Source organism: Streptomyces sp. WAC00040, from assembly GCF_056835925.1.
The window spans coordinates 474288-494043 of the sequence record NZ_JAKQZE010000002.1 but is presented as its reverse complement, the minus strand read 5'-3'; the positions used below and the strand labels follow the sequence as shown (position 1 = coordinate 494043).

General features: G+C 71.9%; 18 protein-coding genes and 2 pseudogenes. 8 read left to right on the top strand and 12 right to left on the bottom strand.

From position 1 onward, the window contains the following. The first annotated feature begins 101 nt into the window (after positions 1 to 101). A complete protein-coding gene (locus MDN94_RS21545; RefSeq protein ID WP_482727517.1) occupies positions 102 to 884 on the top strand; it encodes an MBL fold metallo-hydrolase in 783 nt (260 codons plus the stop codon). Beyond that, a complete protein-coding gene (locus MDN94_RS21540; protein WP_482727516.1) occupies positions 881 to 1546 on the top strand; it encodes a DedA family protein in 666 nt (221 codons plus the stop codon). The genes MDN94_RS21545 and MDN94_RS21540 overlap by 4 nt, the downstream gene beginning before the upstream one ends. Before the next feature lie 66 nt (positions 1547 to 1612). On the opposite strand, the gene MDN94_RS21535 is transcribed toward MDN94_RS21540, so the two are convergent. Next, on the bottom strand, positions 1613 to 2830 hold the full coding sequence (locus tag MDN94_RS21535) for an aminotransferase class I/II-fold pyridoxal phosphate-dependent enzyme (protein ID WP_482727515.1): 1218 nt from the start codon (positions 2828 to 2830) through the stop codon (positions 1613 to 1615). A gap of 201 nt (positions 2831 to 3031) precedes the next feature. Here MDN94_RS21535 and MDN94_RS21530 point away from each other — a divergent pair, with 201 nt between their 5' ends. Then, positions 3032 to 4558 (top strand): phosphatase PAP2 family protein, encoded by a 1527-nt coding sequence (locus MDN94_RS21530; RefSeq protein ID WP_482727514.1) that lies wholly within the window; start codon positions 3032 to 3034, stop codon positions 4556 to 4558. A 338-nt stretch (positions 4559 to 4896) separates the two neighbouring features. Here the strand turns inward: MDN94_RS21530 and MDN94_RS21525 are convergent, their stop codons facing one another. Continuing rightward, entirely contained in the window at positions 4897 to 5322 is a 426-nt protein-coding gene (locus MDN94_RS21525; RefSeq protein WP_482727513.1) for a protein-tyrosine phosphatase family protein, read from the bottom strand. A 109-nt stretch (positions 5323 to 5431) separates the two neighbouring features. Here MDN94_RS21525 and MDN94_RS21520 point away from each other — a divergent pair, with 109 nt between their 5' ends. Then, entirely contained in the window at positions 5432 to 6241 is an 810-nt protein-coding gene (locus MDN94_RS21520) for a methyltransferase domain-containing protein (RefSeq protein ID WP_482727512.1), read from the top strand. Between the two features lie 68 nt (positions 6242 to 6309). Beyond that, positions 6310 to 6663, top strand: a complete 354-nt coding sequence (locus MDN94_RS21515) for a VOC family protein (protein WP_482727511.1) — start codon at positions 6310 to 6312, stop codon at positions 6661 to 6663. A gap of 106 nt (positions 6664 to 6769) precedes the next feature. Here the strand turns inward: MDN94_RS21515 and MDN94_RS21510 are convergent, their stop codons facing one another. The 5 genes and pseudogenes from MDN94_RS21510 to MDN94_RS21490 form a co-directional block, all read right to left on the bottom strand. Continuing rightward, positions 6770 to 7450, bottom strand: coding sequence for a DNA alkylation repair protein (locus MDN94_RS21510; protein WP_482727510.1), 681 nt, complete (start codon positions 7448 to 7450; stop codon positions 6770 to 6772). Positions 7451 to 7535: 85 nt separating this feature from the next. Beyond that, positions 7536 to 7970, bottom strand: coding sequence for an SMI1/KNR4 family protein (locus tag MDN94_RS21505; protein WP_482727509.1), 435 nt, complete (start codon positions 7968 to 7970; stop codon positions 7536 to 7538). Between the two features lie 269 nt (positions 7971 to 8239). After that, a pseudogene (locus MDN94_RS21500) lies at positions 8240 to 8592 on the bottom strand (transposase); the annotation flags it as partial. Positions 8593 to 9118: 526 nt separating this feature from the next. After that, complete coding sequence (locus MDN94_RS21495) at positions 9119 to 10102, bottom strand: tetratricopeptide repeat protein (protein ID WP_482727508.1); 984 nt, start codon at positions 10100 to 10102, stop codon at positions 9119 to 9121. A gap of 83 nt (positions 10103 to 10185) precedes the next feature. After that, a complete protein-coding gene (locus tag MDN94_RS21490) occupies positions 10186 to 10797 on the bottom strand; it encodes a GNAT family N-acetyltransferase (RefSeq protein WP_482727507.1) in 612 nt (203 codons plus the stop codon). A gap of 163 nt (positions 10798 to 10960) precedes the next feature. Here MDN94_RS21490 and MDN94_RS21485 point away from each other — a divergent pair, with 163 nt between their 5' ends. Both MDN94_RS21485 and MDN94_RS21480 read left to right on the top strand, forming a co-directional pair. Beyond that, positions 10961 to 11707: a GntR family transcriptional regulator gene (locus MDN94_RS21485; protein WP_482727506.1), complete on the top strand. Its 747-nt coding sequence runs from the start codon at positions 10961 to 10963 to the stop codon at positions 11705 to 11707. A gap of 444 nt (positions 11708 to 12151) precedes the next feature. After that, positions 12152 to 13222, top strand: a complete 1071-nt coding sequence (locus MDN94_RS21480) for an adenosine deaminase (RefSeq protein ID WP_482727505.1) — start codon at positions 12152 to 12154, stop codon at positions 13220 to 13222. Between the two features lie 11 nt (positions 13223 to 13233). Here the strand turns inward: MDN94_RS21480 and MDN94_RS21475 are convergent. Further along, positions 13234 to 13553, bottom strand: a pseudogene (locus tag MDN94_RS21475) (IS982 family transposase); the annotation flags it as partial. A gap of 175 nt (positions 13554 to 13728) precedes the next feature. Here MDN94_RS21475 and MDN94_RS21470 point away from each other — a divergent pair. Beyond that, entirely contained in the window at positions 13729 to 14271 is a 543-nt protein-coding gene (locus MDN94_RS21470; RefSeq protein ID WP_482727504.1) for a DapH/DapD/GlmU-related protein, read from the top strand. A 292-nt stretch (positions 14272 to 14563) separates the two neighbouring features. Here the strand turns inward: MDN94_RS21470 and MDN94_RS21465 are convergent, their stop codons facing one another. The 4 genes from MDN94_RS21465 to MDN94_RS21450 are packed head-to-tail and all read right to left on the bottom strand — an operon-like array spanning position 14564 to position 19680. Then, positions 14564 to 15499 carry a S66 peptidase family protein gene (locus MDN94_RS21465; RefSeq protein ID WP_482727503.1) on the bottom strand — a complete coding sequence of 312 codons (936 nt, stop codon included), beginning with the start codon at positions 15497 to 15499 and terminating at the stop codon, positions 14564 to 14566. Beyond that, entirely contained in the window at positions 15496 to 17493 is a 1998-nt protein-coding gene (locus MDN94_RS21460) for a S9 family peptidase (RefSeq protein ID WP_482727502.1), read from the bottom strand. Before MDN94_RS21460 ends, MDN94_RS21465 begins: the two co-directional genes overlap by 4 nt. A gap of 11 nt (positions 17494 to 17504) precedes the next feature. Further along, positions 17505 to 18851 (bottom strand): M20/M25/M40 family metallo-hydrolase, encoded by a 1347-nt coding sequence (locus MDN94_RS21455; RefSeq protein WP_482727501.1) that lies wholly within the window; start codon positions 18849 to 18851, stop codon positions 17505 to 17507. After that, positions 18844 to 19680, bottom strand: a complete 837-nt coding sequence (locus MDN94_RS21450; protein ID WP_453464522.1) for a M55 family metallopeptidase — start codon at positions 19678 to 19680, stop codon at positions 18844 to 18846. The genes MDN94_RS21455 and MDN94_RS21450 overlap by 8 nt, the downstream gene beginning before the upstream one ends. Positions 19681 to 19756: the final 76 nt, after the last annotated feature.

Sequence of the window (19756 nt, the reverse complement as noted above, 5' to 3'; positions counted from 1 at the left end):
CAGCGCGAAGCCGGCTCCGGAGGGGTGGCCGCACCGGGCCCGGACCGCCCGCGAAGGCCCTAGGCTCGTACGGTACGGGGGTTCGAAGGAGGAGGCGTCGCGTGCCGGTGGAGGTCACCTGGTGGGGTCATGCCACCTGCACGATCGAGGACTCCGGGGTCCGGGTGCTGACCGATCCGCTGTTCGTGCGGCGGCTGGCCCATCTGCGCAGACGCCGCGGGGAACTGCCGCCGCCGCAGGCCGCCGTAGCCGACGCGGTCCTCGTCTCCCATCTGCATTCCGACCATCTGCACCTCGCGTCGCTCGCCCGCCTGGCGCCCGGCACACGCGTGATCCTGCCGCGCGGCGCGGCCCGTTCGGTGCCGCGGCTCTGCCGGCTCGTCCGCACGGCCGCCCTGCGGGTCACAGAGGTCGGTCCGGGCGACGAGGTACGGGTGGGGGACCTTTTCGTACGAGCTGTGCCGGCGATGCACGACGGCCGCCGGCTGCCGCTCGGGCCGCACCGCTCACCGGCGCTCGGCTTCGTCGTCAGCGGCGAGTCGCGCACCTATTTCGCGGGGGACACCGGCCTGTTCGACTCGATGGCGGAAGAGGTCGGGCCCGTGGACGTGGCACTGCTGCCGGTCGGCGGGTGGGGCCCGTTTCTCGGCCACGGTCACCTGGACGCGGGCCGTGCGGCGCAGGCCGCCGCCGCGCTCGCGCCGCGGGCGGCCGTGCCCGTCCACTACGGCACGTACTGGCCGATCGGGATGGACGGCATCCGGCCGCACGAGTTCTACGCGCCGGGGGACGAGTTCGCGCGCAAGGCGGCGCTGCTGGCCCCGAAGGTGACGGTGCACCGGCTCGGACACTGCGAGCGGATCCGGCCGGAGGAAATGCGGTGAGGACGCAGCTCGCCGAGGCGCTCGGCCCGTTGTCGGAGCTGGTACGGCAACTGCCCCCCGAGTCGACACAGCAGGCGGTCGGCTATCCGTCGCTTTTCCTGCTGGTGGTGCTCGGCGCGCTGGTCCCGGTCGTGCCGACCGGAGCCGTGGTCTCCTCCGCCGCCGTGGTGGCCTTCCACCAGATGGCACCGCTCGCCCTGCTGTACGTCTTCCTCCTCGCCGCCGCGGCCGCGTTCATGGGAGACGTCACCCTGTACTGGCTCGGACGGCGCGGGGTCCGCTCGAGGAACGGATCGCGCTGGCTCGCCGCCCTGCGCCGGCGCGCCGCACCCGACCGGCTGGAGCAGGCGCAGCGCAGGCTGGACGAGCACGGCGTGACGGTGCTGGTTCTCTCGCGTCTTGTGCCCGCCGGGCGCATTCCGGTCATGCTGGCGTGTCTGCTGGCCAGAATGCCGCTGCGCCGCTTCGTACGCGGCGACGTCCCGGCCTGCCTGGCGTGGGCCGCGACCTACGGGCTGATCGGCATCGTGGGCGGTTCGCTGTTCGCCGAGCCGTGGCAGGGGGTCGTCGCCGCGGTCGCGCTGACGCTGGTGATCAGCGGGGCGCCTGCCGTCTGGCGCAGACTGCGGACGGCCTACGGCTCCAACAGCCGGCCCGCCTGACCGCCCGCGCCCCGTAGCGCCCTTCCCCGCAGCCGGGGCGGGCAGCGCCACGGCGGTGGACAGCCCTCAGCGGAGCCCCTCGAAGACCGATCGCAGATTCTCCAACGCCCGCGCGACATGCGGCAGTTCCAGCGGCTCCGGAGCGGCGAGCGACTCGAGCCGTTGCTCGGTGGTGGCCCCCAGGAAGGGCGCCGTGTCCAGCCTGACGTGCAGTGCGCCCAGTTCGTCGCCGAACCGGTGCCCCCCGGGTACGGGCATGCCGAGGCGCTCGGTCAGATACTCCTCCAGCTCCATGGAGTCGCTGACCCCCAGCTCCGCGAGGCGGCCGCGCAGCGGGCTCAGGTCGGCGTAGAGGTGCCGGCCCGCCTGCGGGGGCCGGGAGACCGCGCCGGCGTCCACCACCGTGCGGTGCACGGCGGCCGCCGTCCGCGCGTGCAGCGCGACCGCTTCCGCGGCCCGCTCGGTGATCTCCGGGGGCTCGTCGAGCGCGTGCGCCGCGGCGGCGGCGACCGGAGCGGGGACGACGGCGCCGAGCGCGGTGAGGATGTCGAGGGTCCTGGCCCGCCGGGCCGCGCCCCGCTCCCCCTGCGGGAAGCGGGCGACGGAGACCGGCCATGACGACGGGAGGAGCGCGCCGGCGAGGTCGCTCATGACCGTCACCTGCTCGGCGTACATCTCGGCGGGGCTGACCAGCATCGTCTCGTGCGGCTCGTGGACGGTGTCGCGCCAGGTCTCGTCGCTGATGATCTGCAGACCCTCACCGACCGCCGCCTCGCAGACCTCGCTCAGCATCTCCGGCGGGGTGACGGTGGCGGTGGGATCGTCGGCGACGGACAGCAGGAGCAGCCGCGGCCGGCCGCCTTCCAGCCGCACCCTGCGCACCGTCTCGAGCAGCGCGACCGGGTCCGGCACTCCCCCGCACTCCGCGGGGACCGGCACGTGGTAGGCGGGGCGCCCGAGCAGCCGCACCTGCGGGGTCCACCTGGCGGGGCACGGACGGGGCATCAGGACGTCTCCGCCGTACGCTCCGAGCACCGCGAACAGCAGGGACTGCGCGCCGGGCGCGGCGACGACTTCACCGGGGCGGCTGCGCAGTCCGCGCCGCCACCAGTATCCGCAGGCAGCCTCCCGCAGCGTCGGCCCGCCGCCCGGCGGCTCGCCCTCCGCCGCGTCGGAGGCGGAGGCCAGGACGGCACTCAGCGCGGGCAGCACGGGAAGCCCCACGTCGGGTGCGGGCGGTCCGTAGCGCACGGGGCCGTGGCCCTCCTGGTCGGTCCCCGTCATCCCGTCCACCTCCGCCGCTCGCGCCCCGGGCTCACCTGCCCGCCCACGAGCCCTTTATACGGAGGATCGCCGCCCGGCGCCCCGTAGGAGGGTCCGTACGCCGGTGCGGCGGCGTGGCGCGAGGCGGGACGGTGCCGGGCGGTGCGACACGGATGGTTGCGGCCCGGCGTGGTTGCGGCGCTCCCGGGGTAAGCGCGGAACATGTCGGACGCTCACGCAACTCACGTACCAGGCAAACCCTCGCTCGGCGGGCAGCCGCTCCGCGGGCGGATCACGGCACTCCTCGGCCGATGGGACCGCAGCGTCTTCCATGCCGTGGCGACACGGGAATGGCCCGGCGCGGAGCCGGTGCTGCCTCGGCTGAGCCGCAGCGCCAACCACGGCCTCCTGTGGTTCGGCGCGGCGGCCGGGATTGCCGCTCTGGGCCGTGACACGCGCTCGCGGCGCGCCGCCGTGCGCGGTGTCGCCTCCCTGGCCGTCGCCTCGGCCGTCATCAACACCGTCGGCAAGCGGTCCGTCCGCCGGGCACGGCCGCTGCTCGACGCGGTGCCCGTCATACGGCAGTTGAAGAGGCAGCCGTTCACCACGTCCTTCCCCTCCGGGCACTCCGCGTCCGCCGCAGCCTTCGCGACGGGTGTCGCCCTGGAGTCGAAGGGATGGGGTGCCGCCGTCGCGCCCGTGGCGGCGTCCGTCGCCTTCTCCCGCGTCTACACGGGTGTCCACTTTCCGAGCGACGTCCTGGTCGGCGCGGCGCTGGGCGTGGGCGCGGCGTTCGCGGTGCGCGGCGCGGTCCCCACGAGGTCGCAGCTGCCGACCCCCGGCACGCCGCACGCCGACGCTCCGGAGCTGCCCGACGGCGAGGGCCTGATCGTGATCGTCAACCGGGAGTCGGGGTCTGCCGACATGGCGCCGGTCGTGCAGCAGGCACTGCCGCGGGCGGAGGTGGTGGAGTGCGCCCCCGACGAGCTGCCGGCCGAGCTGGAGAAGGCCGCCGGGCGGGGACGCGCGCTGGGCATCCTCGGCGGGGACGGGACGGTCAACAGGGCGGCGGCCGTCGCCGCGGGCCGGGGCCTGCCGCTGGCCGTCTTCCCCGGAGGCACGCTCAACCACTTCGCGTACGACCTGGGAATAGAGTCCGTCGAGGACACCTGCCGGGCGCTCGCCGCGGGTGACGCGGTCCGGGTCGACCTGGGCCGGTTCACACCGGGGCCCGACGGCAGCGCGGAGCCCGGCCACTTCCTCAACACCTTCAGCCTCGGCGTGTACCCGGACCTGGTGAGCGTCAGGGAACGCTGGTCGCCGCGGATCGGCGGCTGGCCCGCCGGTGTGCTGGCGGCCTTGCTGGTGCTGCGCGGCCGGCGGCCGCTGGAGGCGCAGGTCCAGGGCCGCCGGCGCCCGATGTGGCTGCTGTTCGCGGGCAACGGCGTCTACAAGGGCGTCGGCCCGACACCCGGCCACCGGCAGAATCTCGTGGACGGCCTGCTGGACGTCCGCGTGGTGCACGGGGGCCGGGCGCCCGGCTGGCGGCTGCTGGGCGCGGCGCTCGTCGGCAAGCTGCGCCGCTCCCCCGTCCACGCGACACGGCACCTGCGGCGGCTGCACATCGGCGGGCTGGCTCCGGGGACCCTGCTCGCCTACGACGGTGAAGTGGCCCCGGCACCATCGGAGTTGATCCTGGACAAGGTCCCGGAGGCACTGACGGTCTACCGTCCGCAGGCCCTGCTGTAGGCGCGTGCGGCAGGGTCCCGCATCCCGCCGGGGCGCGGTGCGGTCGCCCGCGGGAGCGGCGCGTTTCCCGCACGGGCGATGCGTCTTGCCGCACGGGAGCGCGTCCCGCACGGGCGTGCGTCCGACCCGCCCGATGTACGCCCCACGCGGGCAGTGCGCCCGACCCGTGCCCGTGGTGCCTCCTGCCGCGCAGGCGCGTCCGGACCATGGGGGCGGCGCGTTCCCCCACACGGGCGGTGCGTCATGCCACGCGGGCAGTGCGCCCGACCCGTGCCCGCAGTGACGTCGTGCGGCGCCGGCAGCGCCTCCCGCGCGGGCGGTGCGTACGGGCGGCGGTGTCAGAAGCGCAGGACGTACCGCCGTTGCCACGGTGTCTCCACCGCGCCCCGGTGGTAGTGCTCGCGCACATACGCGACGGCGTCCTCGGCGGGGACGCCGTCGAGGACGGCGAGGCAGGCAAGGGCGGTGCCCGTGCGGCCACGGCCGCCGCCGCACGCGATCTCGACCCGCTCCGTCGCGGCGCGGTCCCATGCCCGCTCCAGCAGTTGCCGCGCCTGCGCCCGGTCGGCCGGCAGCCGGAAGTCGGGCCAGCGGATCCAGCCCGCCTCCCAGTCGGTCGCGGGAGGCCGTCGGCCGAGCAGATAGACGCCGAACTCCGGCCGGGGACCGTCAGGCAGGGGCCTGCGCAGGCCCCTGCCGCGTACGAGCCTGCCGCTGGGCAGGCGCATGATCCCATCACCGTCGGATGGCCATGTCTCCGTCATCCGACCAGCCTAACCACCCATGGCCGTGTCCACGATTCAAGACGCGGGTCTTGAAATGCGGGACGAAGGCGTAGCGTTGCTGCATCGCCTCATCAGAAGGAGACACGTCATGCCGCAGGAGACAGCCGTCTACACGCACGGGCACCACGAGTCCGTCATGCGCTCGCACACCTGGCGCACCGCGGCGAACTCGGCCGCGTACCTCCTCGGTGAACTGCGGCCGGGGGCAACGGTTCTGGACGTGGGGTGCGGGCCCGGCACCATCACCGCCGACCTCGCGGAGCTGGTCGCGCCGGGCCGGGTCACGGCGGTGGACGCGGCGGAGGGCGTGCTCGAGCAGGCACGAGCGCACGCGGAGCAACGCGGCCTGGACAACGTACGGTTCGCCGTCGCCGACGTCCACGCGCTGGACTTCCCCGACGACGCCTTCGACGTGGTCCACGCCCATCAGGTGCTCCAGCACGTCGGTGACCCGGTGCAGGCGCTGCGCGAGATGCGGCGGGTGTGCCGCCCGGGCGGGATCGTCGCGGCGCGCGACAGCGACTACGACGCGTTCGCCTGGTATCCCCGGCTCCCCGCCCTGGACGAGTGGCTGGACCTCTACCGGCGCGTGGCCCGCGCCAACGGCGGCGAGCCGGACGCCGGCCGCAGGCTGCTCTCGTGGGCCCGCGCCGCCGGCTTCACGGACATCACCCCCAGCGCGGCGGCATGGTGCTTCGCCACACCTGCCGATCGCACATGGTGGAGCGGCCTGTGGGCCGACCGCACGGTCGCGTCGGTGTACGCGGAGCTCGCGGTGGAGGGCGGACACACCACCCACGAGCACCTGCGGACGATCGCCGACGCGTGGCGCACCTGGGGCGGCCACGACGACGCATGGTTCATGGTTCCGCACGGCGAGGTGCTCTGCCGGGTGTGATCCGGCCGGGCCTTCAAGCCCGTCGGGCCCGATTCCGTCGCGCGGGATCGCCAACTAGGCTCGCCCGTATGGAGATCCTCGGAACCACGCTCCGCATCTGCGTCGACGACCTGGAAGCCTCCGCCGCGTTCTACGAACGCCTCACCGGCGCCCCGCCGCTCCGGTTCGAACGCGGCGGGGTCTCCGTGGCGGCCGTCGGCTGCTTCCTGCTGATGAGCGGCCCGGAGGCGGAACTGGAGATCCTGCGGAAGGTGTCGGCGACGATCGCCGTGAAGGACGTGGACGAGGCGTACTCCACCCTCACCGGCATCGGCGCACGGGTGCTCGCCGGCCCGGTGGAGACTCCGGTCGGCCGCAACCTGATCGCCGTCCATCCCGACGGCTCCGTGTTCGAGTACGTCGACCGCAGGCCGGCGGCCTGAGCCCCGGGATTCCGCCGGGAGGCGCCGCGCAGCCCGGCGGAGCGATCGTTTCGCACCGGCGCGCTTCGGTCCGCGGCGCCGGCTCCCCGGGACACCCCACCGCGGGTCAAACCACTGCCTTGTCGTCCTTCCGGCGCACCATCTCGGTGATCCAGGTCGGCGCGAACGGAGGCGTGCAGCCCGGGGAAGTCGGGTAGTCCCTGAGGACCTCCAGGCGCTCGCCGATACCGATCGCGCGGGCGCGGTGCTCGGCGTGCTCGATCCCGATCTGGGCCAGGCAGTGGTTCATCGCCCATTGCAGGCGGTCCGGGGCGTCCTTCATCTCCGCCTCGATGACGTCGAGGAGCCCCTCGAGGTCGAGACCGTCGGGCTTCTTCGCCACACGTTCGGTGGTCAGCGCCCAGCCGGCACTCGCGACCACCGGGTCGGGATCGGCGGACCAGGCCTGGCGCAGGTCCTCGGAGTGCGGGTTCTTCTTCACCACGTAGTTCACGAGCCAGTCGTGAACCTTGGGCGTGCGCGCCTGGCGCACCATGGCGTCCAGTTCGTCACGCTCGAACGCCTTCGGGCGGCAGATCAGGATCGCCAGCAGTCTCGCCGCGCTGTCGCCCGTCTCCCAGAGCCGGCACGCGAGTTCCTGCTGCGTCCTGAGCCGCTTCGCGAGCGCGCGCAGCTTGCCGAGATTCACACCGTGATCGTCACCGTGTCTCTCGTTCACCTCGCGTGCCTTCGGGTCCTCGAGCCCTGCCAGTTCGGCCATGACCTCGGCCGGCGTCGTCTCGGCCACCTCGGCCCTCCCGTCCGTCGTGTGCGGGGATTCACCCACGCAGGAGGCCGGCCTCCCGACCGGCCACGCCACCTGACGCGGGCGGCTACCGGCACCAGCCGTCTCCCTCGTCCGCGAGGGACCGGCCGAGGTAGTCCCGCAGGTCCCGGGCGACCCAGCGACGACTGTCGTCCTCGTGTTCCCACACGAAGATGTCGGCTCGCGAGGGGCGCCGGACGAAGGCGAACTGATCTCCGCCCCCGTTGTCCCCGAAGAAGAGCAGCGCGTCGAACGGCATGTACAGGTCGACGAGCGAGCCGTCCGACCAGAAGCGGAGGTTGTCCTCGACGATCCGCTCCAGGGGCCAGACCGTCTCGACCCCGTAGTGACCCACGATGCCGTCGGTCTCCTGCAACAGACGCCCGAGATCGGACGGCAGCGAGCACCTCAGCCGTTGCTCTGCGGCGGCCACCAGGGCCGCGTCGACCGGCGGGCTGAACTCGGCCTCCGGGAATGCCTGGCCCGCGACTTCTCTCCACATACAGGCAGCCTAAGAGCCCTGACGAAATGCGGTTCGACCGAGGGGCATGCTGCCGGGAGTAGGTGTGGAGTTATCCGGCTGTGACGTGTGATGTGTGTGGACACGAGATGCGGCAGACACCGGTGGCGGAACCGCGAATGGCGTGGGACTTGCCGGTGAAGGAGCCTACTGGTGGGTGCCGGATCGGAGCAACGCCTGCGGCGCTTGCAAGGAAACCGCGGCCATTATTGACCAGCGCTGGCCGTTGGAGATGCGTGGCGGGAATCGTGTCAACCCCACACCTGCCTCCGATTCCTGCTGGCCCCCTTCCAGGGCTGCCCACGCGCCGGTCTGAGCCGCCTCCAGCAGACCAATACGCACGCGAGTGCGAGGAACGCTTCGTCGATATCGTCGCGGGCCTCCCAGCGAATGCGCAGGCTACGGAACCAGTGCAGGTGGGCAACCGCACGCTCAACAACCCAACGCTGGGTGACCAGGCCAGGACCGTGCTCAGTACCACGGCGGATGAGCGGTTTCACACGAGGCCTCAGACCAGGCGGCGATACCTGTCGTGGTCATAGCAACGGTCACCCGTCACAATGTCCGGGCGACGACGAGGCCGGCCACGCTTGCCGCGCACGGGCCTTGAACTGCGCCAAGGAAACGGGCGAACACGAGATGTACCCCTCATTCCTTGAGGAGTTCATGGATTATGCCAAGGTGCACGACCGTAAACGGTCCCAACGGGGCTGTCGGGATTCGGAGGTCCCTGATGGTGCTGGTCAATCACCAGGAGGTCGACGTCACGATCACCGCTGTAGCCCCCGTCGGATCGCATCGACCAGGTGAAGCACCCCTCGTGGTGGTCGGCGGATGTGGCTCCTCCCCGCGTGGGAGATCGCCTGCATGCTGTTGTCCTGGACGACTCCAGGACCCCTCCGCGGCTCAGTGCCCTCCAGAAGGACGTCGACATCGCACGGCAGCTGCGCAAGCGCGAGTGATCGCGGCGGTGCGCGGAGAACAGTCGACGACGGGCTGCGTTCCTCTTACGAGACGCGGGGGTTCGTCCACGTCCCTCTTCCTCATAGGTCCTTGGCGAAGTTGTGAATGAAGTCCGCGAACTCGGTTGCGTCCAGGGCGAGGCTCCGGTCATGGTGCTTGTGGATGCCTCAGGTGTTCTGGATGCGGCGGGCCGCCGTCACGAGGGCGGCGGGCAGCGCGGGGCCGGCGCACGCGACATCGATCAGCAGGTCCCGGTACGAGTCGTTCGGCAGGTTCGGCGCCAGTTCGACGAGTTCGGTCAGGTCCGCCGGGGAGCCGGTGAGCCGAGCCCGGTAGGCCGCCCCGGCCGCGCGGAGTGTGAGGTCGGCCGGCTCGTGCTTCATTCCCTCGGCGACCAGCCGGACGGCGGAGGCGAAGTCGCCCTGCTCGGCGCGCACGTCGGCCAGGTCGAGAAAGAGCGACCAGTTGGCCAGGTCCAGCGCGAGCGCGCGCTCGAACGCCGTGGCGGTCTGCTCGAAATCCCCCAACTTGCGCCATGTGCCCGCCCTCACGACTTCCGTCAGCATGAGCCGCTCAACGGCGTCCGCCCGGTCGCAGAGGGCGAACGAGGCGTCGGTGAGACCGCACGCACGCAGCAGGATCGCCATCCTGGCCAACGCCTCCGGGAGCGGCCGACGGGCGGCGACCGCGTCGATGGCGTCGAACCAGGGCCGGAATCGTTCCCGCATGCTTTCGGTGTCCAGAGCATGGCCGTAGTCCATCGTCCGCATCGCGGCCTCGGCCAGCGCGTCGGCACTCACCGCGCCGAGGAATCGTTCGTCACCGAACCAGGGGGCTCTGGCCCAGGCGATGCCGGGCCGCACACCCGTGACCGAGCCGATCGCCAGCGCCGCGTCGTCCATGTCACCCTCGAGGAAGCTGATGTACGACCGCGCCAGTACCGTCCTCAACGAGTCGCCGTTCCGCACTACCTCGGCCAGCTCCGACCGCTTGTCCTTCCACAATTCGGCAAGGACCGCATAGGGCTCCGGGTCGTCCGGCGCGGAGGCGATGGCAGCCGCCAGATGATCCACCGCTGCCGCCGGACTGCCCCCGCAGTGCGCCAGCACCCGCGCGAGACCGACACCGGCTGCTACCGCCCGATTCGACATCGTCCGAGGATATCCCTGACCCGGTCACGTCAGACCCGTCGGTCGTGGCCCGCTGCACACGACGTCCGTCGGCCACGGCACGCTCACCGCGGACGGGGGCTGCCTGCGTGTTCGACGGCTCGGTCGCGGGTCGTCATCTCCCGGGTGATCGCCCAGCGCTCGTGGTCGCGCCAGGCGCCGTCGATGTACAGGAAGTCGGGCGAGTAGCCCTCGAGCCGGAAGCCGACCGACCGTACGAGTCCCAGCGAAGCCGTGTTGCCGGGCTGGATGTTGGCCTCCAGGCGGTGCAGCCCCAGGCCGCCCCGCGCGAAGGCGTGCCCGACCAGGAGCCGCAGCCCTTCCCCCATCAGACCGCGGCCCACGGCGTGCGCGAAGGCCCCGTAACCCACGGCGCCACTGAGGAACGCGCCGTGGACGATGTTGTTGATGTTGATGTATCCCGCGATCCTGCCGGCCGGGCGCTCACACACCAGGAAGCCCGCACGGGCCGGGTCCTCGATGAGCCGCCGCGCGTACCCGGCGTAGTCGTCGGGCGTGAGGGGAGGGAAGAGCCACGGCCGGTGGTGGTCCTTGCTCCGCCGCGCGGCCGCGGTGAATTCGGCGGCGTCCTCGTACGTGAGGTGGCGCAGGGCGACGCGTGTGCCGGTGGCGACGTACGGGTCGCCTGCGGAAGACCGGGGCTCGGGCTCGGACATGGCGTCAGCTTGTCATGCGGCCGGTATCCGAGGCCGCTCCGGTACCAGGGCTCCCGTCCCCCGCGCCACATCGGTGAGACACTTGTCAGACAGGGTGTGCGCCCCTCTTCGGGATCACAGAGGATGCCCGCACCACGTGGTGAGCCAGGGAAGGACCGGTCCAGTGGCAGTCAGCAGGCAGCAGCGCAGACCCGTCGTCGTCCTGTACGAGCGGATCGCGGACGCCATCCGCGAGGGCGTCTACCCGCCCGGGTCCACCCTGCCCTCGGAGCCCCGGCTCGCCGGCGAGCTCGGCGTCAGCCGCCCCGCCCTGCGCGAGGCGTTGCTGCTGCTTCAGGAGGACGGCCTGCTGTCCGTACGCCGAGGGGTCGGCCGTACGGTCAACGCCCATCCGCCCCGGCGGGGTTACGAGCACCTGCAGCCGCTGGAACTGCTGCTCTCCGGCGGCGGAACGCCGCTGCGGGTGCGGCCGCTGCTGCGGACCACGGAGGAACCGACCGATTTCACCACCCAGCATCTGCTCGCGCCCGCGGGGTCCGAGTTGCGCTTCTGGGAGTCCCTGCTGGACGGCGACGGCGCTACGGGAGCGCTGAGCCACGAGTGGGCCGCGCCGGAGGAGACGCTGGAGGCGGCGCATCCCGCGTTCGCGGCGGCGCTGCGGGAGGCGGGGCCTGCGGTCTCGATGCTCGCCGCGCTGACCGACGCGTCCCGCGGGATCGCCCTCACCGCGCACAGCGGCGTGACCGCGACGCTTCTCGGCACCCGCCGCGGCCGACAGCTCGACCGGGCGGCGGACACGCCGGCGGTGCTGGTGACGCAGGTGGTGCGGGTGGGGGAGGTGCCGGTACTGGCGGCGAAGCATGTACTGGCGACGGGGGCGGGAGCGCTGCCGGTACGCCAGTCGAACTGAGCGGGACGGGCCGCTGCGCGGGGCGTTTCCCCTACCCTCCGCCTACGGCCCGGCGGCCGTGGGGAACCCCACTCCCAACCGGGGCAAGCCCTGGACCCCCTACCGCTGTGCGGGCGGCGTACCGCGCTCCGCGCGGTGCCGTCGGACTCCCCCTACGGCCTGGCGGCCGCGGGAGGTGCCCCCGGGCGGGGGCCTTTCAAGCCCCGTCGGCGGAGGCACTCCAGCCCGCCGGCGTTTGAGGCGCGGGGGTCCGGTGGGGTCCCCCATGCCGCCAGGCGCAGGGCAGTTGCCCACGTCACACCGCGCGGAGCACGGAGCGCATTGCCGATCCGCGCGGAGCACGGAGCGCATTGCCGATCCGCGCGGAGCCCGGTTTCGGGAAGGGGTAGGGGTGGGGAACGAGCCCGCCGCAGGCACCCCGTCCCTGTGCCGTACACTCCCCGGATGCACTTGTCTGACATCTTGCGCGCACCCAAAGCCGTCCTCCATGACCACCTCGACGGCGGGCTGCGACCCGGGACGATCATCGAGCTGGCTCGCGACTGCGGCTATCAGGGCCTGCCGACCGAGGATCCGGCCGCTCTCGCGGTCTGGTTCCGGGACGCCGCCGACTCGGGGTCGCTGGAGCGTTACCTGGAGACCTTCGCCCACACCTGCGCGGTGATGCAGACCCGCGAGGCGCTGGAGCGTGTCGCCGCCGAGTGCGCGGAGGACCTGGCCGCGGACGGTGTCGTGTACGCGGAGGTGCGGTACGCGCCCGAGCAGCACCAGGAGCGGGGTCTCGGTCTCGACGAGGTCGTGGACGCGGTCAACGCGGGGCTGCGGGAGGGTGAGCGGCGCAGCGGCGGGAGGATCACCGTGCGTGCGCTGCTCACCGGTATGCGGCACACCGACCGTTCCCTGGAGATCGCCGAGTTGACGGTCGCGCACCGCGATCGCGGTGTGGCCGGGTTCGACATAGCGGGCGGTGAGGTGGGCAATCCGCCGGCCCGCCACCTCGCCGCCTTCCAGCACCTGCGCCGCCACAACTGCCACTTCACGATCCACGCCGGCGAGGCGGTCGGCGCCGAGTCGATCCATGAGGCCGTGCAGGTGTGCGGCGCGGAGCGGATCGGACACGGTGTCCGGATCACGGACGACATCCAGGTCCACGACGACGGCACGGCCACGCTCGGCCGACTCGCCTCGTACGTGCGCGACAACCGCATCGCTCTGGAGGTCTGCCCGACGTCCAACCTCCAGACGGGGGCGGCGAAGTCGTACGACACGCATCCCGTCGACCTGCTGCGCCGTCTCGGCTTCCGCGTCACGCTGAACACCGACAACCGTCTCGTCTCGGGCACCACCATGAGCGAGGAGTTCCGGCACCTGGTGGACGCCTTCGGCTACGGGCCCGAGGTGTTCGAGGAGTTCACCGTCGCGGCGGTGGAGTCGGCGTTCCTGCCGTTGCCGGAGCGGCAACGGCTGATCGACGAGGTGATCCGGCCCGGGTACGCGGCCCTCGGAGCCTGGTGATCAATTCCAAGTCAGTGGTCGTAGGCGGTCAATGAGCGCAGGACGGGCTGTCCGGTGTGGTCGTTGTGCCGGATCGCGGCGGTCAGCCCGAGGATGCGCTGCCTGACGCGGGCGATCACGCCGCCTGGTGTGCGGCCTCGGTGCCGTTCGAGTCGGGTTGGCCCTTGAAGGTCTCGTTGACCGACTCGACGACCTGCCGCAATGGTTTGAACAGCGGGGCGCCGGGCCGTTCCGGCCAGCTCTTGCGGGCCGACCCCGGCAGCCGGATGTCGAGTTCGGCGAGCTGGTCCTCGAAGGTGCGGCCGAAGCAATTCTTGTCGCCGATCAGGGTGCCGCAGGTCCGCGGGGGTGGCGGAGCTCTTCACATAGAGTGCCGTCGCGAGGGTGTCCAGGCTATTCGTCACAAAACGATCTTGGACGCCCTTGTTCTCGTTCCGTCGGCACCCCTTGACCTTGATCATCCGGTGAGTCTTGTCACACCACCCGTACACAGAAAGGGTCGTGGCATGTCCAGCGACCGTCTCATGCGCATCCGCAGCGCCGAGTTCCAGGCCATGGCCGAGAGGGTCCTGCGGGTCACCGAGCTCACCTCCCGCCTGAACGCCCTGCCTTTCGAAGACGAAGCGGGCAAGGCGGAACTGTTCGAGCAGATCCTTGGCAAGCCACTGCCCCGGAGAGTCACGATCTATCCGCCCTTCTATACGGACCATGGCCTGAACCTCGACCTCGCCGAGCGCGTCTTCATCAACCAGAACTGCACGTTCCTGGACTATGCCGGTATCCGGCTCGGCGAGCGCGTGATGATCGGACCGAAGGTCACGTTCATCACCAGCGGCCACCCGGTTGATCCCGAGGAGCGGCGGCTGTACCTCACCGGCGCACCCATCGACGTGGCGGAGAATGTGTGGATCGGTGCCGGTGCCACGATCCTGCCCGGCGTCAGCATTGGCCGTGACGCCGTGGTCGCCGCCGGCGCGGTCGTGGCCGATGACGTCCCGTCGGCAAGTTTGGTGACCGGCGGTAAGGCAACCGTGCACCGAAAGTGGTGACGCCTTTTGGGGCCACGCCGAGCCCCAGTGGGGGGAGCCATAACCACCTGAAGTCTGGAGTCTTCCCCCGACGCAACCGGCTCCAGGCCAAGGTGTAATTGAGCAGGCGCAGCGTGTCGCAGGCCTGGGCGACGAACAGGGGCTGCCGTGCCCGAGGTCGACATGGCCCGACTCGCCGTACCGACCAATATGCAGGCGACCGACGCCCATGCTGCGGGACACGCCAAGTGCACATCAACGCTCGTGCGCGAGGTTGTCGACAGCTGTCAGCAGGGATCGGACCGGCGGCGCATCAGATCAGCGCCGGCACGTCCAACGTCAGCGTCCCCGCGTCCGCGTCCAGCACGGCCGGGACACCGAGCGGCATCGTGAGGTTCGTGGGGCCGTGCCCGAAGCCGAACTCCTCGACGACCGGGACGCCCAGCCCGCCGAGCCGGTCGGCGAGGACCGCGCGGATCTGCTCGTAAGGGCCGCACTGCGCCCAGGAGCCGAGGACGACGCCCGCGACGCCGTCGAGCCACCCGGCACGCAGCAGCTGCGTAAGGATCCGGTCGAGGCGGTAGTTCTCCTCCTCCACGTCCTCGATCAGCAGCAGTCCGCCCCGTGCGGACGGCCGGGCACAGGGGGTGCCCAGGTCCGCGGCGATCAGCGAGGCGCAGCCGCCGAGGGTGACGCCGCGGGCGCGGCCGGGCACCATGGGGCGGACGTCCGCGAGACCGTGGAGCCGCTGCACGGTCTCCGGCTCGAAGAGCGTGGCGCGCAGCGAATCCTGGGTGCGGGCGTCCTTGAGGAAGACCTCCGTGCCGGACATCGGCCCGTGCAGGGTGGCGAGTCCCATCCGCACCGCGAACGCCTCGTGGAGCGCGGTGATGTCGCTGTAGCCGACGAAGACCTTGTGTCCGGCGGCGCGCATCGCGTCCCAGTCGGCGAGGTCCACCATCCGCTGGACGCCGTACCCGCCCCGTGCGCAGATCACGGCGGAGACCGACGGGTCGCACCACGCCCGGGTGAGGTCGACGGCACGGGACTCGTCCGTGCCCGCGAGATACCCCAGCTCCGGGTGCGTCTCGCGGACATGCGGCATGACCACGGGGTCGAGGTCCCAGCCGCGCAGGATGTCCAGACCGGCGTCGAGGCGCTCTTCCGGGACGGGACCGCTGGGCGCGACGACGGCGACCCGGTCCCCGGCCCGCAGACGCTTGGGACGTGCGAGCGGCTCCAGGTTCATTTCCTCAGCTCCAGCAGGGGGACATCCGGACGGGAGACGCCGAAGGTCTGTGCGTACAGCGACAGTTCGGCCTCGAGCGCCCGGACCAGGGTGTCGGTCCTGCGGAATCCGTGGCCCTCGCCCTCGAAGGCGATGTACGCGTGCGGGATCCGTCGCCCCGCCATCTGCTCCAGGAACCGTTCGCACTGCACCGGCGGGCAGATCACGTCGTCCAGGCCCTGCAACAGCAGGAACGGCGCGGTGATGTGGTCGACGTGGTCGATCGGCGAGCGTTCCCGGTAGCGGGCGGGGACCTCGTCGATGGGGCCGACCAGCGACTCCAGGTACCGCGACTCGAAGTCGTGGGTCTCCCCCGTGGCCCAGGCGAAGAGGTCGAGGACAGGGAAGAGGACGGTGCCGCAGGCGTACACATCCGTGGTGGCGAGTGAGGCGGCGGCGGTCCAGCCGCCCGCGCTGCCGCCGCGGATCGCCAAGCGGGCGGGGTCCGCGGTCCCCTCGTCGGCGAGCGCCTGCGCGACGGCCGCGCAGTCCTCGACGTCGACGACGCCCCACTGCTCCTTGAGCCGGTCGCGGTACTCGCGGCCGTAGCCGGTGGAGCCGCCGTAGTTGACCTCGGCCACCCCGATGCCGCGGGAGGTGAAGTAGGCGATCTCCAGGTCGAGCACGAGCCCCGCACGGCCGGTCGGGCCGCCGTGCGCCCTGACGACGAACGGCGGCAGCTCGTCGTCGGGCGCCACCCGGTCGGGGCTGTGCGGGGGGTAGATGTGGGCGTGGATCTCGCGGTGCCCGGGCCCGGTGAAGGTACGGATCTGCGGCTCGGGGTAGTACGCCGGGTCCACGGGGTCGTCGTGCGGGCTGCCGATGACGCGGGCGCGACCGGTACGGGTGTCCAGCTCCACGATCTCGTACGCGCTGCGCGGGCTTGCCGCCACGCCGAACACCCGGTCGCCGTGCACGGCGAGGGTCGGCGCCCACTCGCTCCACGGCCCGGGGGCGTCGACGAGTTCGCCGGTCTCCGGGTCCAGTATCCCGAGCGCGGTCGCCCCTCTGCCGTGGATGACGGCGATCAGTCCACCGGGGAGCGGCCTGAACCACTGCGAGCCGATCTTCCACAGCGGCCCGCCGAACTCCTCGCCGCGGCCCGGGCACAGCGGTGTGCGCCTCTCGGGGTCCGCGGCGCCGGGCCTGATGCGCTGGAGCTCCCACCATCCGCCGCCGTCGGCGCTGAACAGGAGAGAGCCGTCGGGGGCCCATTCGACCTGGGCGACCGACTCGTCGCTCCCGCCCGCCACCGCCCGGACGTTCTCGAACGGGCCGTGCTCCGTCACGTCGCCGACCATGACGACGGTGCCGTCCCACGGCATCCGCGGATGGTCCCAGGCGATCCAGGCCGCCCTGGTCCCGTCGGGCGACAGCCGCGGCCCCGTGACGAAGTGGTGCCGATCGTCACTGAGTTCGCGTACCGCGGACCGGTCACCGGCCGCCGAGCCGTCCAGCGGTACGGCGGCCACGACCCGGCGGACGTCGGTGGGAGAGGGTCCGGTGAACTCCTCGAGGACGCACCACACCTCGCCGCGCTCGGGCCGCGGTTGCGGATCGGCCCAGCGCAGTCCGCCGCCGATGTCCGACACGGGGGTGAGGGGCATCGGCTCGGCGCCCGGACGGTCGGGCTCGTAGGCGTAGAGCCGCTGGTCGGGGAAGTGGACGAACACGACGAGCGGGCCGTGCTCCGCACGGTCGAAGCCGGCCCAGGGGATGCCGCCGTACTCGATGACGCGGCTGCGGACGTCCCACGGGGCGGGGAGCACCGATTCCTCTGCGCCGTCGGACCGCCTGCGCATCAGGGCGCGTCTGCCTCCCTCCGCCGGGCGGGGCGCGGTCCACCACACCTCGTCGCCGACCACGTCGAGATACTCGGGGCGTCCGTCGTGCGACGCGGCCAGGGCCGCGTCGATCGGCGACGGCCAGGTTCCGTAGGCCCCGGTGGGCACCATGTCCGATCCCCCTAAGCGGTCTGCAGATAGTGGTCGAGGACCCGGACGCCGAAGTGGAGGGCGTCGACGGGGACGCGTTCGTCGACGCCGTGGAAGAGCGCCTGGTAGTCGAAGCCGGGTGGCAGCTTCAGCGGTGAGAAGCCGTAGCCGGTGATGCCGAGCCGGGCGAACTGCTTGGCGTCGGTGCCGCCCGACATGCAGAACGGGACCACGTGGGCGTCGGGGTCGAACGCCTCGATCGCGGCGCGGAGTTTGGCGAAGGTCGGGGAGTCGACCGGCGCCTGGAGGGCGATCTCGTTGTGGTAGAAGTCCCATTGGACGTCCGGGCCGGTGAGCGCGTCCATGGTCGCGTGGAACTCTTCGTCGGTGCCGGGGAGGATCCGCCCGTCCACGTAGGCGGTGGCGTTGCCGGGGATGACGTTGAGTTTGTAACCGGCGTTCAGCATTGTCGGGTTGGAGCTGTTGCGGACCGTCGCCTCGACGAGCTTCGCGGCCGGGCCGAGCTTGGCGAGCAGCTCGTCGACGTCGAACCCGGTGGTCTCCAGGTCCTTCCTTGTCACGTCGATGCCATGGAGCGCGGCGAGTTCGAGCAGGGCGGCCTTGACGGTCGGTGTGAGCCGTACCGGCCAGTGGTGTTCGCCGATCCGGGCGACCGCCGCGGCGAGCCGGGTCACGGCGTTCTCGCGGTTGACCTTGGAGCCGTGGCCCGCCCTGCCGTCCGCGGTGAGTCTCATCCACGCCGTGCCGCGTTCGCCGGCGGCGACCGGGTAGAGCGCCATGTCGGGGCCGGCGTGGAAGGTGTAGGCGCCGGATTCGCTGATGCCTTCGGTGCAGCCGTCGAAGAGGTCGGCGTGCTCGGTGGCGAGGAAGCCGGAGCCGTCCTCGGCGCTCGCCTCCTCGTCGGCCGTGTACGCGATCACGATGTCGCGGCGGGGCCTGATGCCGTGCCGGGCCCAGGCCCTTACCACCGCGAGGACCATGGCGTCCATGTTCTTCATGTCGACGGCGCCGCGGCCCCAGACCACTCCGTCGCGGACCTCGCCCGAGAAGGGGTGAACGGTCCAGTCGGCGGGCTCCGCGGGGACCACGTCGAGGTGGCCGTGGACGAGGAGCGCGTCGGCGGCCGGGTCCCAGCCTTCATAGCGGGCCACCACGTTGGTGCGGCCGGTGGTGCGTTCCAGCAGGACCGGGTCGAGCCCCGCGTTGACCAGCCTTTCGGCGACGTACTCGGCGGCGGGCCGCTCACGGCAGTCGCCGCCACCACGGTTGGTGGTGTCGATGCGGATGAGCTCGGAGGTGAAGGTCACCACCTCGTCGAGGGCGCGGGCGTCGATGGGGGTCTCTGTCACGTCAGCCATACTGCTCCTCCACGGCGGCGGAGACGATCGTCGTGACCGCCTTGAATGTGCGGATGCCCTCGTACATCGTCCCGCTGGTGTACACCACCCGCCTCTCCCCCCGGGCCCGTGCCACGCCCGGGACGACGGTGGCCGCGGCCGCGAGGTGCTCGGCGTCGAACTCGAGCTCGACGGTGAACGGCCCGCCCTCCACGGGCGCGTGGCGTACGGCGAGGGCGGCGGCCTCCTTGGCCGCGGCGCGGATGTCCGCCGCGGTGCGGGCCGGGGTCCGGCAGACGGCCGCATAGCGCGAAACATGGTCCTTGACCGCGACCTTGAGCGCTTCGGGGGCGTAGCCGAGGGCGTCCTCGCAGGTCAGGTCGTCTCCGGTGACAAGGACGACGGGGACGCCGTATTCGGCGACGACATGGGCGTTGAGCAGGCCCTCGCTCGCGCGGACGCCGTTCAGCCAGACACCGGTGATTGAGTTGGCGAGGTAGGTGTGGGCCAGGACGCCTTCCGCGCCGGCGCCGGTGTGGTAGCCGATGAAGGCGATGCCGTCGACGTCGCCGTGCTGGACGCCCTCGACCATGGACAGCGACTTGTGACGCCCGGTGAGCATCTCGGCGCGTTCGTCGAGTTCCTCGAGAAGGAGGTTGCGCATCGTCCAGTGGGCCTCGTTGATCAGCACCTCGTCGGCGCCGCCGTCGAAGAAGCCGAGGACGGCCGCGTTCACGTCGGAGGTGAACAGGGAGCGGCAGCGTTCCCACTGGGGTGTGCCGGGCAGGACGTCGGCCGGCCATGTCACCCCCGTGGCGCCCTCCATGTCGGCGCTGATAAGGATCTTCACGGCTCTCTCCGTTCCGCCACGGCCACGCTGCCAGAAGTGCACCTTACGACAGGGTGGCCGTGGAGCGGAGTGGCTG

What these genes read in the sequence shown, in the direction of transcription:
- MDN94_RS21520 (WP_482727512.1), top strand. Translation starts at nt 5,432, where the DNA reads ATGCCGCAGGAGACAGCCGTCTACACGCACGGGCACCACGAGTCCGTC.
- MDN94_RS21490 (WP_482727507.1), bottom strand. Translation starts at nt 10,797, where the DNA reads ATGTCCGAGCCCGAGCCCCGGTCTTCCGCAGGCGACCCGTACGTCGCC.
- MDN94_RS21465 (WP_482727503.1), bottom strand. Translation starts at nt 15,499, where the DNA reads ATGAACCTGGAGCCGCTCGCACGTCCCAAGCGTCTGCGGGCCGGGGAC.
- MDN94_RS21535 (WP_482727515.1), bottom strand. Translation starts at nt 2,830, where the DNA reads ATGACGGGGACCGACCAGGAGGGCCACGGCCCCGTGCGCTACGGACCG.
- MDN94_RS21495 (WP_482727508.1), bottom strand. Translation starts at nt 10,102, where the DNA reads ATGTCGAATCGGGCGGTAGCAGCCGGTGTCGGTCTCGCGCGGGTGCTG.
- MDN94_RS21455 (WP_482727501.1), bottom strand. Translation starts at nt 18,851, where the DNA reads ATGGCTGACGTGACAGAGACCCCCATCGACGCCCGCGCCCTCGACGAG.
- MDN94_RS21530 (WP_482727514.1), top strand. Translation starts at nt 3,032, where the DNA reads ATGTCGGACGCTCACGCAACTCACGTACCAGGCAAACCCTCGCTCGGC.
- MDN94_RS21480 (WP_482727505.1), top strand. Translation starts at nt 12,152, where the DNA reads ATGCACTTGTCTGACATCTTGCGCGCACCCAAAGCCGTCCTCCATGAC.
- MDN94_RS21515 (WP_482727511.1), top strand. Translation starts at nt 6,310, where the DNA reads ATGGAGATCCTCGGAACCACGCTCCGCATCTGCGTCGACGACCTGGAA.
- MDN94_RS21460 (WP_482727502.1), bottom strand. Translation starts at nt 17,493, where the DNA reads ATGGTGCCCACCGGGGCCTACGGAACCTGGCCGTCGCCGATCGACGCG.
- MDN94_RS21505 (WP_482727509.1), bottom strand. Translation starts at nt 7,970, where the DNA reads ATGTGGAGAGAAGTCGCGGGCCAGGCATTCCCGGAGGCCGAGTTCAGC.
- MDN94_RS21470 (WP_482727504.1), top strand. Translation starts at nt 13,729, where the DNA reads ATGTCCAGCGACCGTCTCATGCGCATCCGCAGCGCCGAGTTCCAGGCC.
- MDN94_RS21525 (WP_482727513.1), bottom strand. Translation starts at nt 5,322, where the DNA reads ATGACGGAGACATGGCCATCCGACGGTGATGGGATCATGCGCCTGCCC.